Annotated in this window: 13 protein-coding genes; 7 read left to right on the forward strand and 6 right to left on the reverse strand. The window is 42.8% G+C overall.

The window, feature by feature from the left end:
• Positions 1-31 precede the first annotated feature (31 nt).
• From FHS57_RS10165 to FHS57_RS10175, 3 genes are all read left to right on the forward strand, one after another.
• Complete coding sequence (locus tag FHS57_RS10165) at positions 32-2476, forward strand: outer membrane beta-barrel family protein (protein ID WP_183973108.1); 2445 nt, start codon at positions 32-34, stop codon at positions 2474-2476.
• A 286-nt stretch (positions 2477-2762) separates the two neighbouring features.
• The gene (locus FHS57_RS10170) at positions 2763-3650 is read left to right on the forward strand and encodes a TraB/GumN family protein (RefSeq protein ID WP_183973110.1); all 888 of its coding nucleotides are present in this window, start codon (positions 2763-2765) and stop codon (positions 3648-3650) included.
• A gap of 1 nt (position 3651) precedes the next feature.
• Positions 3652-4395: a hypothetical protein gene (locus FHS57_RS10175; RefSeq protein WP_183973112.1), complete on the forward strand. Its 744-nt coding sequence runs from the start codon at positions 3652-3654 to the stop codon at positions 4393-4395.
• A 308-nt stretch (positions 4396-4703) separates the two neighbouring features.
• Here FHS57_RS10175 and FHS57_RS10180 read toward each other — a convergent pair whose 3' ends face one another.
• Positions 4704-6134 carry a 3-keto-alpha-glucoside-1,2-lyase-like domain-containing protein gene (locus tag FHS57_RS10180; protein WP_183973114.1) on the reverse strand — a complete coding sequence of 477 codons (1431 nt, stop codon included), beginning with the start codon at positions 6132-6134 and terminating at the stop codon, positions 4704-4706.
• Positions 6135-6264: 130 nt separating this feature from the next.
• Between FHS57_RS10180 and FHS57_RS10185 the strand changes: the two genes are divergently transcribed.
• Entirely contained in the window at positions 6265-7566 is a 1302-nt protein-coding gene (locus tag FHS57_RS10185; RefSeq protein ID WP_183973116.1) for a hypothetical protein, read from the forward strand.
• A gap of 39 nt (positions 7567-7605) precedes the next feature.
• On the opposite strand, the gene FHS57_RS10190 is transcribed toward FHS57_RS10185, so the two are convergent.
• Positions 7606-7989: a DUF3037 domain-containing protein gene (locus tag FHS57_RS10190; RefSeq protein WP_183973118.1), complete on the reverse strand. Its 384-nt coding sequence runs from the start codon at positions 7987-7989 to the stop codon at positions 7606-7608.
• A complete protein-coding gene (locus tag FHS57_RS10195; RefSeq protein ID WP_183973120.1) occupies positions 7967-8764 on the reverse strand; it encodes a HipA family kinase in 798 nt (265 codons plus the stop codon). Before FHS57_RS10195 ends, FHS57_RS10190 begins: the two co-directional genes overlap by 23 nt.
• 165 nt (positions 8765-8929) lie before the next feature.
• Here FHS57_RS10195 and FHS57_RS10200 point away from each other — a divergent pair, with 165 nt between their 5' ends.
• Positions 8930-11455 (forward strand): DUF5686 and carboxypeptidase-like regulatory domain-containing protein, encoded by a 2526-nt coding sequence (locus FHS57_RS10200; protein WP_183973122.1) that lies wholly within the window; start codon positions 8930-8932, stop codon positions 11453-11455.
• Positions 11439-11876: a hypothetical protein gene (locus tag FHS57_RS10205; RefSeq protein WP_183973124.1), complete on the forward strand. Its 438-nt coding sequence runs from the start codon at positions 11439-11441 to the stop codon at positions 11874-11876. The genes FHS57_RS10200 and FHS57_RS10205 overlap by 17 nt, the downstream gene beginning before the upstream one ends.
• A 5-nt stretch (positions 11877-11881) precedes the next feature.
• Here FHS57_RS10205 and FHS57_RS10210 read toward each other — a convergent pair whose 3' ends face one another.
• From FHS57_RS10210 to FHS57_RS10220, 3 genes are all read right to left on the reverse strand, one after another.
• Entirely contained in the window at positions 11882-12631 is a 750-nt protein-coding gene (locus tag FHS57_RS10210; RefSeq protein ID WP_183973126.1) for a thioredoxin domain-containing protein, read from the reverse strand.
• A 13-nt stretch (positions 12632-12644) separates the two neighbouring features.
• The gene (locus tag FHS57_RS10215; RefSeq protein ID WP_183973128.1) at positions 12645-13100 is read right to left on the reverse strand and encodes an OsmC family protein; all 456 of its coding nucleotides are present in this window, start codon (positions 13098-13100) and stop codon (positions 12645-12647) included.
• Positions 13101-13238: 138 nt separating this feature from the next.
• Positions 13239-14546 carry an aminotransferase class V-fold PLP-dependent enzyme gene (locus FHS57_RS10220; protein WP_183973130.1) on the reverse strand — a complete coding sequence of 436 codons (1308 nt, stop codon included), beginning with the start codon at positions 14544-14546 and terminating at the stop codon, positions 13239-13241.
• A gap of 225 nt (positions 14547-14771) precedes the next feature.
• Between FHS57_RS10220 and FHS57_RS10225 the strand changes: the two genes are divergently transcribed.
• Positions 14772-15224 carry a hypothetical protein gene (locus FHS57_RS10225; protein WP_183973132.1) on the forward strand — a complete coding sequence of 151 codons (453 nt, stop codon included), beginning with the start codon at positions 14772-14774 and terminating at the stop codon, positions 15222-15224.
• Positions 15225-15360: the final 136 nt, after the last annotated feature.

Here is a 15360-nt window from a genome sequence, read left to right on the forward strand (position 1 = left end):
TAATTAATAACAGCCATTTTAAACAGTAGCCATGAAAACTTCTAGCAGCTTCATCGCAGCATTCGTTTTGCTTTGTTCCAATGTGATTGCACAGTCTCCTTCAAAGGGAAAAATCACGGGAGATGTAAAAGAATCAGCAACAAAACCACTTCCTTTCGCCACGGTTTTGTTGCTTAACGCCAAGGACTCTACCCTCGCCAAAGGGGCTATTTCGAGCGAATCTGGCACTTACGAATTTGAAAACATTTCGCTTGGTCGGTATTTGATTTCGGCCACCATGGTAGGTTTCCAGAAATCATTCTCTGCACCTTTTGAACTAAAAGAAGGCCAACTTAGCCTGAAAGTCCCCTCGCTTATCGTTGCTGAAAACACCCAAACGCTTCAAGAGGTGAAGGTAGTTTCCAAAAAACCATTTGTAGAGCAACAAGTCGATCGCATGGTTGTCAACGTGGAAAACAACATTGGTTCGGCGGGTGGAACCGCCCTCGAAGTGCTTGAAAAAGCCCCAGGTGTGACCATCGACCGCCAAAACGACCGCCTCCAGTTTAAAGGTCGCCAAGGAGTGATGGTGATGATTGATGGGAAGTTGCAACAAATTTCGATGCAAGATTTGATGAACATGTTGCAGTCGATGCCGAGTGATAACGTTGAGAAAATTGAACTTATCTCCAACCCTCCTGCAAAGTACGATGCCGCTGGAAATACGGGTCTTATCAACATTGTGCTGAAGAAAAACAAAAATTTTGGAACGAACGGAAACTATACGTTGGGTGCTGGCTACGGCCGCTATGAGAAACTAAACGGCTCGCTGGGGCTCAACTACCGCAATGCCAAATACAATGCGTTTGGAAACGTAAGTGTCTTTCACGGGCGCTTTCAAAATACCCAAGACATCGACCGTACGATTGCATTTCAAGACCAAGTTACGTACATGGACCAAAACAGTCCACGCGTAGGAAATCCGCAAAATGTGAGTTTTCGGGGCGGGGTTGACTTTTTTGTCACCAAAAAAACGACCATCGGGGTATTAGCAACTGGTTTTCTCAACCAGTTTAAAATGAATGGTGTTTCAAGAACGGATTTCCGCGATAAAAACCAAACACTAACAAGCCGTTTTGAAACAGATACTTACAACCACAACCGTTTGGATAATTATACGGCCAACGTCAACCTTAAACATGATTTAGGAAAAGGACGTGAGCTGACTGCCGATGCTGATTACTCAATTTTTAATGGCAACTCTGGCAATGATTTACGTACGACCTACTTCTCCCCTAGCGATGAAATCACCAGCAAGGATGTATTCCGAAACATCATGCCTTCAAACATTCAAATCGCGGGTGCAAAAATTGACTATATCCACCCTCTAAAAAAAGGGAAAATAGAAACAGGTGCCAAAAGTAGCTTTGTGAATACCGACAACGACATGCGTTTTGAAACCCAAGTAGATAACGTTTGGACGCTTGATCCAACTCGCTCTAACCAGTTCATTTACAAAGAAAACATCAATGCTGCTTATCTTAATTATAGCACGTCATTGAACAAAAAAACGCAGGTACAATTGGGCTTCCGCGCCGAGCATACTCATTCGCAGGGTAACTCAGTGACGCTCAACAACGTCGTGGATCGCAACTACGTCAACTTGTTCCCAAGTGTGTTTGTATCTCGTTCGCTTGATACCAACAACGTCTTGAATGTCTCGTACAGCCGCCGTATCGACCGTCCCAATTACCGCAACTTGAACCCGTTCCAGTTTTTCCTTGACCCTTATACGTTCCAACAAGGAAATCCGAACTTGCGTCCACAGTTTACCAATTCGTTCCAAATTACCCACGTCTTCAAAGGGGCATTTTCAACCTCCTTGGGATACAGTCGCATCAATGACGTGATTGCGGACCAAATTCCGAAACAAATTGCGTCAGAAAACAAGACCTACGTAACCACCGAAAACTTAGACCACCAAGACAGTTATAACCTGACCTTTAGTATTCCTGTGACGGTTAAAAAATGGTGGACAATGCAGAATAACATCAGCGCGTTTTACAACCGCTACCGCTCGTTCTACTACGGTGCCGACCTCGACTTGGGGCAATTTGGAGCAACGGTATTTATGACCAACAACTTCACTTTACCGAAAGGATACACGGCCGAATTGAGCGGTTTTTGGAACTCGCCAACCCAATATAACCTCTTACAAGCCAAGGCACAAGGACAAATCAGTGCTGGTTTTGCCAAGTCGTTATGGAACCGCAAAGCCTCTCTGCGCGTAAACGTGAACGATATTTTCTTCCTGAACCGCTTTGCAGGAACGGTGAAATACCAAGATTTGAATTTCAAAGTATATTCTCGCTGGGAAAGCCGCCAAGTACGGGTATCATTTACCTATCGTTTCGGAAATCAAAACGTGAAAGCAGCTCGCCAACGTAGCACAAGTACCGACGACATCCGCAACCGCGCCAACTCGGGTCAGAACTAGCAAAAAACAAGGGTCGGAAAACGAACCCGCCCTTTCAACGATATTTTAGTTTAGGTTAAGAAAACGTCGGAAAGCCATGCTTTGATTAAGGCATGGCTTTTTTTATTTAGGCTTTTTAGTACCTTGTTGCCCTATTTTTACGTTAAACATTGGAATTAAGTGACAGAGCAAAAATTTCAGAGTATTTGCTTTAATGTAATTCGTTGATTTTAAACGGATAACAATTAACAGATAACGATTAACTTGTGCTTTAGCACTTAAACCTCCCTCAATTAAACAAAACGCCATGACAAAAACCGCTACTATCCGAGTAACACTGCTCCATTTGAACCGCTTCTTTGGTTTTTTACTTGTCCTCTGTGGCTTTTCGGCCTTCTCTCAAGAAAAATCGTTGCTCTGGGAAGTATCAGGAAATGGGCTCGCCAAACCATCTTATGTTTATGGAACCATTCACATGATTTGTCCAAAAGATTACCTGATGACCGACTCAACCAAATCGACCTTTGGGCGCGCCGAGCAGGTTTATCTTGAATTGGACATGGACGACCCAACGATAATGACCAAGATGATGCAAACCTCCATGCTGACCAACGGTAAAAAACTCAAAGACTATCTGTCGGAAGATGACTATGCTGTTTTGGACACTTATTTTAAAGAACGTCTCAAAATGAGTCTTGCCATGTACAACGGCCTGAAGCCTTTCACGGTTATGTCCATGATTTACATGACTTTCCTCGACTGCCAGCCTCAATCCTACGAATTGATGTTTACCCAAATGGCCACAAACGCAAAAAAAGAGTTATTAGGGTTAGAAACCGTTGAATTTCAGATGGGCGTTTTTGACCAAATTCCGTACGAAAAACAAGCAGCCTTGCTCGTGGACATGGTTCGTAAAAAAGAAGAGTCTTCCAAAGAGTTTGAAAAAATGGTGGCCTTGTACAAAGCCCAAGACCTAGAAGCGCTCGTCAAGCTGATGGACGATAGCGACTGGGATTTCAACGGATACGAGGACATTTTGCTCGCCAATCGGAATGCCAATTGGATTCCAATAATTGAAAAGGCCATGCAGTCGAAATCATCGTTTTTTGCCGTAGGTGCAGGACATCTTGGTGGCGAAAAAGGTGTTTTGAGTTTACTTAAAAAGAAAGGATATTCGGTAAAACCAATTTTATAAAATGAAAAAAAACGCATTGCTTCTCTTGTTTACCCTTTCGTTCTCAATCATTTCCCGCGCCCAAACCGTCGATGAAGTGATTGAAAATTACTTGAAAGCCGTTGGGGGTAAAGAGAAGTTACTTTCCCTAAAAACACTTCGAACAACGGGTTTTCTAAAAATGCAAGGAATGGAAATCCCTTATATTCAGCAACAAAAAGCGCCCAATTTACAACGCTCGGTCGCTTTGTTTCAAGAAAAGAGTATCTATCAAAACTGCTTTGATGGAACAACAGGCTGGCATACCAATCCGAAAACGTTACAATTAGAAAAGTTAACGGCCGAAGAGAGTGAAACCTTAAAAGCTGACATTCAAATGCTTGACCCATTTGTAAATTATGCCGAACGTGGATACAGCGTAACTTTGGAAGGAAAAATGCTGGTTGAGGGCAAAGATTGTTACCGTGTGCGCTTGCTCAAAAAACCACCGCCAATGACCAACGCTACCGTAGCAGAATTGTCGAGTTTCTACTTTTTCGATACCAAAACCTATTTACCTGTTTTAGTACGAAATGCGATAAAAAAAGGAACAGGCAAAGGCGGATATATGGACACGTATTTAAGTAAATTTCAAACGGTTAACGACATGGTTTTTCCGTTTGAAATTACTCAAAAAATCAATGGGAAGACCACCCTTTCCATCTCTGTCACCCAAGTAGAAACCAACCTTGATTTGACAGATCAAGAATTTGCATTTCCAGGCTAACTCCCCTTTCCAAGTTTATTCCGTCGCAAGAATCTGAACTTGGAAAGGCTTATCCCCGCACAAACAACCTTTCCAAGTTTACTCCGTCGCAAGAACCTGAAACTTGGAAAGGCTTATCCCCGCACAAACAACCTTTCCAAGTTTAATCCCTCGCAAGAACCCGAAACTTGGAAAGGCTTACTCACACAAACACCTTTCCAAGTTTAACCCTCACAAGAACCTGAAACTTGGAAAGGCTTACTCACATAAACACCTTTCCAAGTTTAACACTCACAAGAACCCGAAACTTGGAAAGGCTCCAGTTTTTTTTACTCTTTCACAAACTCCTTCACGTCCACGCCCTGTTTAAAACTCAGTTTGTTTTCGGTTGGCTTAAACTGCACCGTTGCAAAGGCTTTAGGAATGTTAAAAGTATGATTTCCAATGTATTTCATCTTAAACTCAACGTCTGAATTAATCACCCTTGCTACAAGTTTTTTGTCTTTTTGAGCGAATGTCAGTTTATAATCACTTCCAGGTTGGATGTACACTCCCACGTAGGGCTCAAGTGGCATTTTTCTAATTTCTTCCGCCAAATTAAGGATCGTAGCCACCTCGTCAATTCGCTCAACTTTATCTACATTTTCGAGTCGTGCCATGAGTCCCCAGCCATAAAAATCGTTGGCCACAGCGACGAGAAGCTCATTTTCGCCTTTTTTCAAATTGAGCTTGGCCACCGTATTGGTAATCGCAAGTCGGCCACCTGGGATTTTCCGCATTCCTACTTGGGGAAACAGGTTTTTGTCAACCAACACCATTTCATTGTTGAGATACACCCAGATTTCGTCGTTAAAGCCTATCTGCAAATTTGTAAAGGTGGGTTCTGAAGCCGTTATTGTCGTTTTAAGCCAAACGAGTTTACGCTGTGGCGTAGCACCAAAGCGTCGGGTTAGGTTAAGCAAGCCCGCCGTTTCAGCGTCGATGCTTTCCAAAAAATCTTCCGCATCTGGTAAATTCTCGGCAAACGTTTCGTTGCCTTTAGGAAACAAAACAGGCGTCGAAATTGCCCATTTACGGAGGTACTGCCCATCATGTTTGGTCATATCAGTTCCTTCATAGCTGGCGAGTCCTTCGGTTTCGTTGGGCTTAATTTGGAGATTTGTGATGTACCCTTCTCCCTCAAAAGCGATGCTGCCTTCGGCCATTGTTCCTTCCAGTTTCGGAACTTCCAATACCGTATTGACCATATCGTTCACATACACCTTCATTTGTTTACCCGAAATGACCAACTTCATGTGATTCCACTCCCCCGTTTTGGCCATGGCAGGGGCTTGGTACTGCGGATAAATGTCCCACATATTGACCCCATCAAAATAGGGCGCGTACTGTATGCCTTGATTGGCCAGTTTACTCCCGATTCGAGGTACACGCAGGTAAACAATTTCTTGTTCTTTGGCATCTTTTCGGTGAAAATAGACCGACGACGCAAACTCAGCAGGATGGGGTTCTATGTCAAATTCAATCGTGCCATCTTTAAACACGAAGTCTTTCAACACCACTTGCCCCGACAATGAACCAATTTTCATGGCTTTTTTACCTTTATAATCCAAAAATGTCACTTTCCCCGCCTGAAAATCCCAGCGTTCGGGTACGAGTAGATTTGAATTATCTGTTAATTTTGGGGAAGAAACGGTCTTGTTTTTTTGTGCAATCCCTTGGAGAGACACGAGCATCAACATAAACGAAAGCAATTTTTTCATGGACGAATAGCTGTATAGTTTTTAAAATTTCATCAAAAGTCGGCGAATCCGTCCGTTCTAGCTGGTTCAAACTTGTTTCAAGTTAGGTTCAAGATCATTTCAATACCGTTTTGCCTTATTTTTGCCCCCTATGAACACAACAGCCATTCATCTACCGATTTCCAAGCTCAAATCCCAGATGGAAGCGCACCTTCAATGGGGCGAAAGCAGCGTTTGGAATAATTACGATTTTGAAAAACTCAGCGAACAGATTACTGAAAAAACAAGTGTGTCGTTGAGCGTATCAACTTTAAAGCGGATATTTGGGAAAGTCAGCTACAAAAGCGAGCCTTCCATGACCACCCTCAACGCCCTTGCGCAGTTTTTGGACTACGAAGATTGGCGTGATTTTTTGGTTAAAAATCCAGAAAAAACCGAAGCCCCTCCCCCAACAATTATCACAACACCGCCCGTTTCGCTTCCACCTTTACCTATCCCCAAAACTAGTTTTTGGAATCGTCAGCGCTGGGCTTTGGTGGCACTGGTCGTTGTTTCGTTAAGCATTTTTAGTTTTTATTTTCTTTCGAGCAAACCCAAATACAATCCCAACGATTTTAGCTTTTCGTCAAAAACAATGCTCACCGAAGGATTGCCCAACTCAGTGGTATTTGACTTTGACGCAACCAGCGCCAACCCTCAAGATTCGGTATTCATTTCGCAATCGTGGGACGTACGGCGTAAGGTATTGGTCAATAAAAACGACAAACATCATTCATCCATCTACTTTTACCCTGGGTATTTCCGAGCAAAATTGATGATTGGGAAGGAAATCATTAAAGAGCACGACATTCAAATCAAAACCGACGGCTGGCTTGGCGTTGTTGAAGCCGATTGGGGTATTGAACCTTTGTATTTTAAGCCATCTGACATCGTAAAAACCCCCATTGTTGAGATAGATAAACCCGTGTTCGACAAGTACAACGTTCCATTAAACCCAACCCCGCCCAAGATTCGGTTGTTTAATCAGAAAGACCTCAAGGGCATAATGACGGACAATTTCATCTTTGAAACTGAAGTAAAAAGTGGCCTCCCCGAAGGTAGCAATGCTTGCCAGAACGTGACCGTGATGTTGCAAGCCAGAAACGATATTATGATGGTGCCCCTCACGAGCGTTGGCTGTGTTGGCGATATTTCATTGGCGGCTTTTGGGTATTATGTAGCAAGTAATAAGGCCGATTTGAGTGGTTTTGGCTGCACGCCCAACGAATGGACCACGCTCAAGATTGAATGTAAACGGGGCAAAATGAAAATTTTTGTCAACAACAAACTGGCTTATACCGCCAAAGTCGAGAACCCTCCCACCGACATCGTCGGCGTTCAGTACCGCTTCAACGGCCCCTGCGCCGTGCGAAATACTTGGCTAGAGGGGACTACTGGAAAGGTAGTCTTTTAACGCATTCATTTTTTACCCGTGTGATTCTGTAAGAAAAAATCACTCAACAAGCTGGGCAAAAAGTTGTTGAAGCGTATCTTCTGGATTTTGGCACAAGCCAGGATGCACAGGAGAAGACTGAATAATGGTACTTCGGGTTGAAGTAAGCCACCGAAACCGCTCAGCTATCGAAAGTTGTCCAATTCGTCCACCTTCTTTTCGACCTGCACAAATACGCTCAAAAGTACGTAGCCGCTCCCTTAATTCATTGCAACAAACGGTTGACCCAAATACCTTGAGTCGGTCTTCGTTGAGGAGAAATTTGGTTTGTAAAAACCCTTGCGAAGGGCAATATAAGATAACCCCAACGTTGAGAAATTCCTCACGCTCTACCCGCGGAACAAAGCGGATGACGGCATACTCAAACAAGTAATTTTCTGGCATTTTGGGCTTCGTTGACAAAAATTTCTGACGCAGCTAGGCGCGTTTCTAAAAATTGAATATATACTTGACGACGCTCCTCAGCAGTCATCGAATTGGAGGCATCCATAAGCCATTCATCAGGAACAAAGCCAACAATCTCCCGAATACGTTCAGGGGTAAGTTTAGCCTTAAACTCTTCATCTACAGCCTTTAATTCGGACGCTTGCGGCAGCAAAACATGGTCTTTGATGGGAGCAAAAGGGCGCGTTGCCTGTTGTTCCCAATTGTCCCATGAATGATGAAAATACAAAGCCGCACCGTGGTCGATGAGCCACAGTTCTTTGTGCCACATCAACATATTGGTGTTTCGCGACGTACGGTCAACGTTGGTGATAAGGCAATCGAACCACACCACTTGCGAGGCTAATTTTGGCTCAATGGTGGTTACCAACGCATCGTACGTAATGGCAGCCGACAAAAAATGCAAGGCCAAATTTAGTCCCACGCTGGCTTTCAATAAGTCCTGAATTTCTTCGTCGGGCTCAGCACGACTGAAAGCAATGTCGAGTTCGGTAAAGACAAGTTCTGGAATTTTAAACCCCAATGTTCGCGCAAGTTCACCCGCGATAAGCTCCGCGATGAGTGCTTTGGGCCCTTGCCCAGCTCCACGAAATTTCATAACGTACAAAAAACCGTCGTCAGCTTCGACAAGGGCAGGAAGCGAACCGCCTTCACGCAAGGGCGTAACATAACGCGTTACGTTGACAGTTCGGAGGGTTGAGAGTGAGATACTCATTAGGGTATTAAATAGGCTTTAAGGCTAATTAAAATACAAATATTTATATTTTAATCAAAATCTTTAGCATAATAGGTGACTAATTTCTAGTTTTATCGCACAGTTTTCTTCAAGAATAACTGCAATAGCCTAACTAAAAACGAACTATCTACTCTTCTTTAACACATGCGATTTTTATTGCTACCCATACTCGTTTTGGGGCTTTTGGGCATACCCAAAGGTTTTTGTCAGTACCTAATTAAGGGAAAAGTAACGGATGTTTCTACCAATGACCCTGTTCCTTTTGCGACCGTGAGTTTGAAAGGAACGACTCAAGGAGCTGTCACTGATTTTGAAGGAAACTTCTCGCTTAATCTTAAAATGCTTACTGATAGCTTGGGCGTATCTTATTTGGGTTACAAGACTAAATGGAAAGCCGTAAACAAAACACAAGCAATTCAAACAATTGATTTTCAAATTGAACCCACAGCTAATTTATTGGCTGAAATAATCGTACGGGCAGGTGAAAACCCAGCTTGGCCTATTATTCGAAAAATAGTAGTCAATAAGGAGAAGAATGACCGTAAGAAGCTCTCTGCTTACGAATACGAGAGTTACAATCGTATAGAGTTAAGCATGGATAAAATTTCTGAAAAGATGCAACAACGAAAACTGATGAGGCAGCTTCGCGAGGCAGTGAGTGAGTTGCAAAAAACAACAGGAGACGATGGAAAACCAATCCTTCCCGTGTTTGTCTCTGAAACAATTTCGAAATTTTATTTCAAAGATAATCCACGAAAAACCAAAGAAACTGTTATAAACTCTCGGGTGAAAGGGGTTGGAATTGCCGACGAAAGCGTGCTAAACGAATTGCTTGGCGTATCCTTCCAAGACTTTAATTTCTATCAAAATTGGGTGCGCTTGGTTGGAAAAGATTTCCATTCCCCCATCGCCGATGGTTGGAAAAATACTTATGAATATTTCTTAGCAGATACATCGCTGGTGGGGTTGGCTACCTGTTATGGGATTGAGTTTGAGCCCAAAAATAAATTAGACTTGGCGTTTACTGGCAAAATGTGGATTGATACGGTTTCTTTTGCGATTGCCCAAATTGATGTGTTTGTGGGTAAAGAAGCAAACTTAAACTACATTGATAAAATAAAAATAAACCAAGAATTTGAACTGGTTGATAGCACGACAGCATGGTTGCCCTCTGCTACTCGTTTGTTGGTTGACATCAGCGAATTGACCCGTAATACAAGTGGATTATTGGCCAAGATTTACACTCGCAATCAAAATTTTGTAATTAATAAAGTCCATGAGAATGAATTTTATGAGAAAACATTTGACCAGCAAGAACGAGTCACCAACCCCAACGAAGCATTTTGGCAAACAAAACGTCCTGAACCACTTAAAACAAATGAAATAAGGGCATTTGAACTTATTGATAGTATTAAAAATGTCCCTATCGTAAAGACTTATACCGCACTATCGAGGATGGTAATGAGTGCTTATATTCCAGTGACAAGACATATTGAATTTGGACCTTTTCCTAATAGTATTGCCATTAATAGCATTGAAGGGGTACGAATGCAGGCAGGGTTTCGGACGAGGGAAACATTGAGTAAGCGCTTTTTTATAAAAGGATATGTGGCCGATGGGACCCTTGATGAGCGCTGGAAATATGGGCTAGACCTTCAATATACTATTTCTCGAAAGCCCTGGATTCAAGCGGGGGTTCATTCTGGTTATGATGTAGAACGGTTAGGTATTAATCCATCCCAATTAGGAACAAGTGTATTAAGCAACCAAGTGTTTGCTGCGTTAGCTCGTTTTGGTAGCTATCACCGAGGTTTTTTACAGAATGATCAGTCGGTGAATCTAGCTCATGAAATTATCCCAGGGTTGACACATTCAATTGGATATAGTCACCGTACTTTTACACCATTGTTTGCCTTTCGATACCGTACTCAACCAACCTTAGGCGAAAATTCGCCCCAAAGCAGGGATTATGAAGTCGATGAGTTTCGGTACGAAATTAGGTTTGCAAAAGGAGAAGTCTTAATCAGAAACAACAACCGTCGTCCATTGAAGCTTCGGAAGGCGCGAGAATGGCCTGTGATCACATTTCGATATGTGGGAGGGGTTGGAGGTTCTCCTACACGGCAGTTTAATTACCACCGTTTTAATTTACAGATGGATAAATCGTTCCGTTTGGGAGTGTTGGGAAGAATGAATACGGAAACTCAGGTAGGCTTTTCGCCGTCAACAATACCGTATCCACTATTATTTAACCACCAAGGAAACCCGTCCCCCATTTTTATTAGCAATGCTTATAATAGCATGAATTTTTTTGAATTTACGAGCGATCGATTTATATCAGTAGGTGCCTTTCATGATTTTGAAGGATTTTTAACGAACCGAATTCCAGTATTTAGACGATTGAAATGGCGCTCACATGTATTTGGTAAAGTACTTTGGGGGGATACCCAAAATGCCAATGAAAGACTAATTCCGAGAACTGCCCCCGACGGAACGTTAATACTACCAATCAATCGTTTGGACGATAAGGTACCCTATATTGAGGCGGGCTATGGCTTTGATAATATTTTCAAATTCTTGAGAATCGACGCCATTCACCGACTTACGTACCGAGAAAAGCCAGAGGCTCAGAAATTTTCAATAAAATTCTCTTTTGCTTTTAAATTGTAAAAAAATCAGCACAATAACTTTAGGGCACTGGTATGTAAAAGTACCAGTGCCTTTTAAATTTTATACTGACATTAAGACATTTGATAGTAGTTTGTTCCCAAATCCTTGCATTTTCATCCCGACAATGTGTAGTTTTAAAGCTCTAATTGCAGCCACTATGAAACCAACTCGTTTTTATTTATCCATTTTTTTCGGTTTTGGAATAGGGGTTTTTATATACAGCACCCTTTTTGGGGAGTTTTACCCCGTTTTTGAAAGCTTTTTTGATTCAAAAATACCGTCTCTGCCGCTTTTTGAAAATATTGTCAATACCACAGACTGGCTTAATGCCCTCATAAAGCCAACCGCCATCGCGAGCTTTGCGACTGTTTTTCAGTGGATTGCAGATAAGACCAAGGCGCGGCGACAAGAAAAGAAATAAAGGCGCTATTGAAGATGTTTCACCAACTCTTCTTTTCCAATGTAACCCACATTTTTCCAAACCATTGTTTTGTTTTTAAAAACAAGCACGGTAGGAAGTTCCTCGATGCTAAGCTGAGAGGATAATTCGGCACTGTCGTCGGCATTGATGCGCACTACTTCTACTTTATCACCCATTTCGGTTTTAATTTCCTCTAAATAAGGGGCCATTTTTTTGCAAGGTGCACACCAATCGGCATAAAAATCAATCAAAACTAACTTTGGCGAATTAAGTGCTGCATCAAATTGGTCGCGGTTCATGCCCGCAGGCTTGGCTACACTTACGTTGGCCGTGGTTTCGGGTAGTTGTGCCGCACGCCAGGCCATCATTCCATTTTCCATTTCGAGGACGTTTTTAAAGCCAAAACTGCGCATTTTTTCGGCGGCAGCAGCACTGCGAGCACCACTCAAACAATACACCAAAATGGGTTTATCGCGCTCAAAACCATCAATTTTATTTTCAAAACTATTGGAATTCCAGTCAATGTTATGAGCGTTTTCGAGGTGCCCTTGGGCGTATTCGTCGGGCGTTCGGACATCCACTATTGTCAATTTAGGGTTGTCTTTGATTTTTTTGTGGACTTCTGCGGCAGAAATTGCCCCATTTTCATTGGCTGTTGACGTCGAATTGGTTGACGCCTGTTCGTTGGATTGTGTTCCACAGGCACTAAGAATACCTGTTAGAAAAATTGCGAGAATGAGTGTGTATTTATTCATTACTTTTTGAAAATTATGCAACAACCTCTTCGGTCATTAGTTCGATTTCGGGTTGAAAGATAATACGAGATTTAACAGAATTGCTAATCAAACAAGCTGCTTCTGATTTTTGAAGCACTTTGAGAGCGCGCTCGCGTTGATCTTCTGAAAAAATACCCAACGAAGGCATAAGGGTAATCTCGCTAATCATGTATTTCCCATCAACTACTTCCAATTTCCCAACGGCTTTGGAAGAAAAGGAAGCATAAGAAAGCTTTGAATTTTCGGCAATGGCCAAAAAAGTTGTCATCAAACAACTGTTCACAGCAGCTACTAACAGGTGTTCGGGCGACCAAATCCCTGCCATGCCTTTGGGAAATTCGGGAGGAGTCGCTACTTCAATTTGCTCGTTCAAAACGCTTGAACTCATGATACCTTTGCGGTCGTTTTCCCAACGAACCGTTACGTCATAAAAATGTTCTTGTGCCATAATTTTGGTGTTTTAATCCTAATGGTGGCACAAAGATGAACGCAAAAACAAAGCTAGTCAGCGACATTTGTCACATAAAACAAAGACCTTCCAAGTTTTAGAAACTTGGAAGGTCTAGTACTCAGAAACAGAAATCTTCTATCCCGTTTTTTTACGTGCTGCCGACGCTATATCGTCAAGGGCATGAACCAGTCGATCGAGGTCTTTGGGGGTGTGATACACGTGCGGTGTTACCCGAACCCCTTTGATGTTTTCCCACTCAATACCCGTCGTATGAATCTTGAATTTGTTATAAAGTTGCCCGTCTAATTCCGACGTTTTAAGCCCATCAACCGACACCAAGGCGATAGCGCAGGCGTATTTTGGATTGGGCGAAGTGTGTATTTTTACGCCAGGGATTTGACGCGCTTTATCCGTCCAATACCGCTGTAAATAGTGCGCACGGGCTTGCTTTCTGGCCGTCCCGATAGAAAGTTGAAAGTCAGCAGCTGAACCAATTGCCATTTCGGAGGCAAACGACCGCGTGCCTAAACTTTCAAATTTGCGAATATCGGGGCCATCAGGCTCGTTGTTGGAAAGCAAGGCCCAGACCTTAGAAATTTTATCTTTTTTGACGTACATCATTCCGCTACCAAAAGGCGCACACAGCCATTTGTGAAGGCTGGTCGCGTAATAATCGCAGCCCAAATCAGGAATTTTAAAATCTAACAAAGCAAACGTATGTGCCCCATCGGCAATGACCTCGATGCCACGTTTGTGGGCTTCATCGGCAATTTTACGAACGGGCTGAATTTGGCCTACCCAGTTAATCATGTGCGTAATGTGTACCACCTTGGTTTTGGACGTAAACGCACTGACAAATTTATCGACAAAATAGGCGTCGTTTTCTTGGGGCAAATCGAGGTTAATCCAGACCAACTTAATGCCGTCACGCTTTTCGCGCTGTTTCCAAGCATTAATCATATTGGGATAGTCTTGTTTGGTCAACACAACTTCGTCGCCAGGTTTTAAATCAAGTCCAAAAATGACCGTGTTTAAACCTTCGGTGGCATTGCGGTTGATGGCAATTTCTTCGGCGTCGCAACCCGCCAAATCGGCAAGTTTGCTGCGGAGCGCTTCACGGCCTTGGTCTAAAATTCGCCACATGTAGTAGCTTGGGGCTTCGTTGCAGTATTGGTAAAACCGAATGTGGGCATCCTGAACCGAACGAGGCTGCGGACAAACGCCGCCGTTGTTGAGGTTAAGCAAATTAGGCGAAACGGTATATTCGGTTTTGACCCAAGCCCAAAAGTCTTCATTCTGAGCGGCTTCTACGGGCGACAAATGCCCGATTTGGCGATTGAGGGTTTCAAAGTTGTTCGCTTCGGCAGATGTAAGAAAAGGAGGAAGACTGAGCGCACCTGCGGTAGCACCAAGCGAGCCCAAAAATTGACGACGGTTAAACATTCGATTGTGAGTTTTTGAAATGTAATGCGGCTTACAATACTACAAAAAACTGATTAAAAAGGCTACTGAAATCGGGTTAAAAAACAATAGAAAATACCTCAGTAGAATGCCCGTTAAATAAATGCTTTGGCAAACTATGCGATAAACGGTATATGATTTTCTATATTTGTGACTAGATTTATATCCGTTTAACCATTACTAATCATCTAACATCTCTACTCATTTATGAAACAGCTTCGTTTAACATCTGCACTTTTGGTACTTTTAATGGCTTTTGTCATTACCTCATGTAGCAAAAAAGACGAACCAGAACCTTCGATGGGCGACCAAGTCGCTGGCACATATACCCTCACCAAAGTTACGGTTAGTGGGTTTACTGCCGATATGCCGTTTACCAATCCTACCACGGGAGTTACGCTTTCTGGAAAGATTGTGGCAACAAAAGTAGCTGACGACAAAGCAACGGCTATACTTACCCTTACCGATAAAGATAAGACGGGTAAAGTTACTGACGATGTATCTAATTTGGGTGAAGTAACCCTCAAAAAAGCAGCTACGGGCGAAATTGAAGCCTACAGCGGTACTATAAAAGTAGCTACTTATACTGGTGGATTGCTCACTATTTCGGCGGTTGATGCTGATTTAGGCCCCATCTCTTTTGTTGGGAAGAAAAACTAATTTCCTATACTCAGCGGTTCTAGTGCTGTTGGTTGCTTAACCCTATGGTAACCCCATAACTTGTTGATTTGGGGTGGTATTTTTGAGGGCGAACCCCTCAACGATAGCTTTGAATCTAACTAAACCATGAATCATG

The organism is Runella defluvii (assembly GCF_014195535.1).
In the GTDB taxonomy this organism is placed as follows: Bacteria; Bacteroidota; Bacteroidia; order Cytophagales; family Spirosomataceae; genus Runella; species Runella defluvii.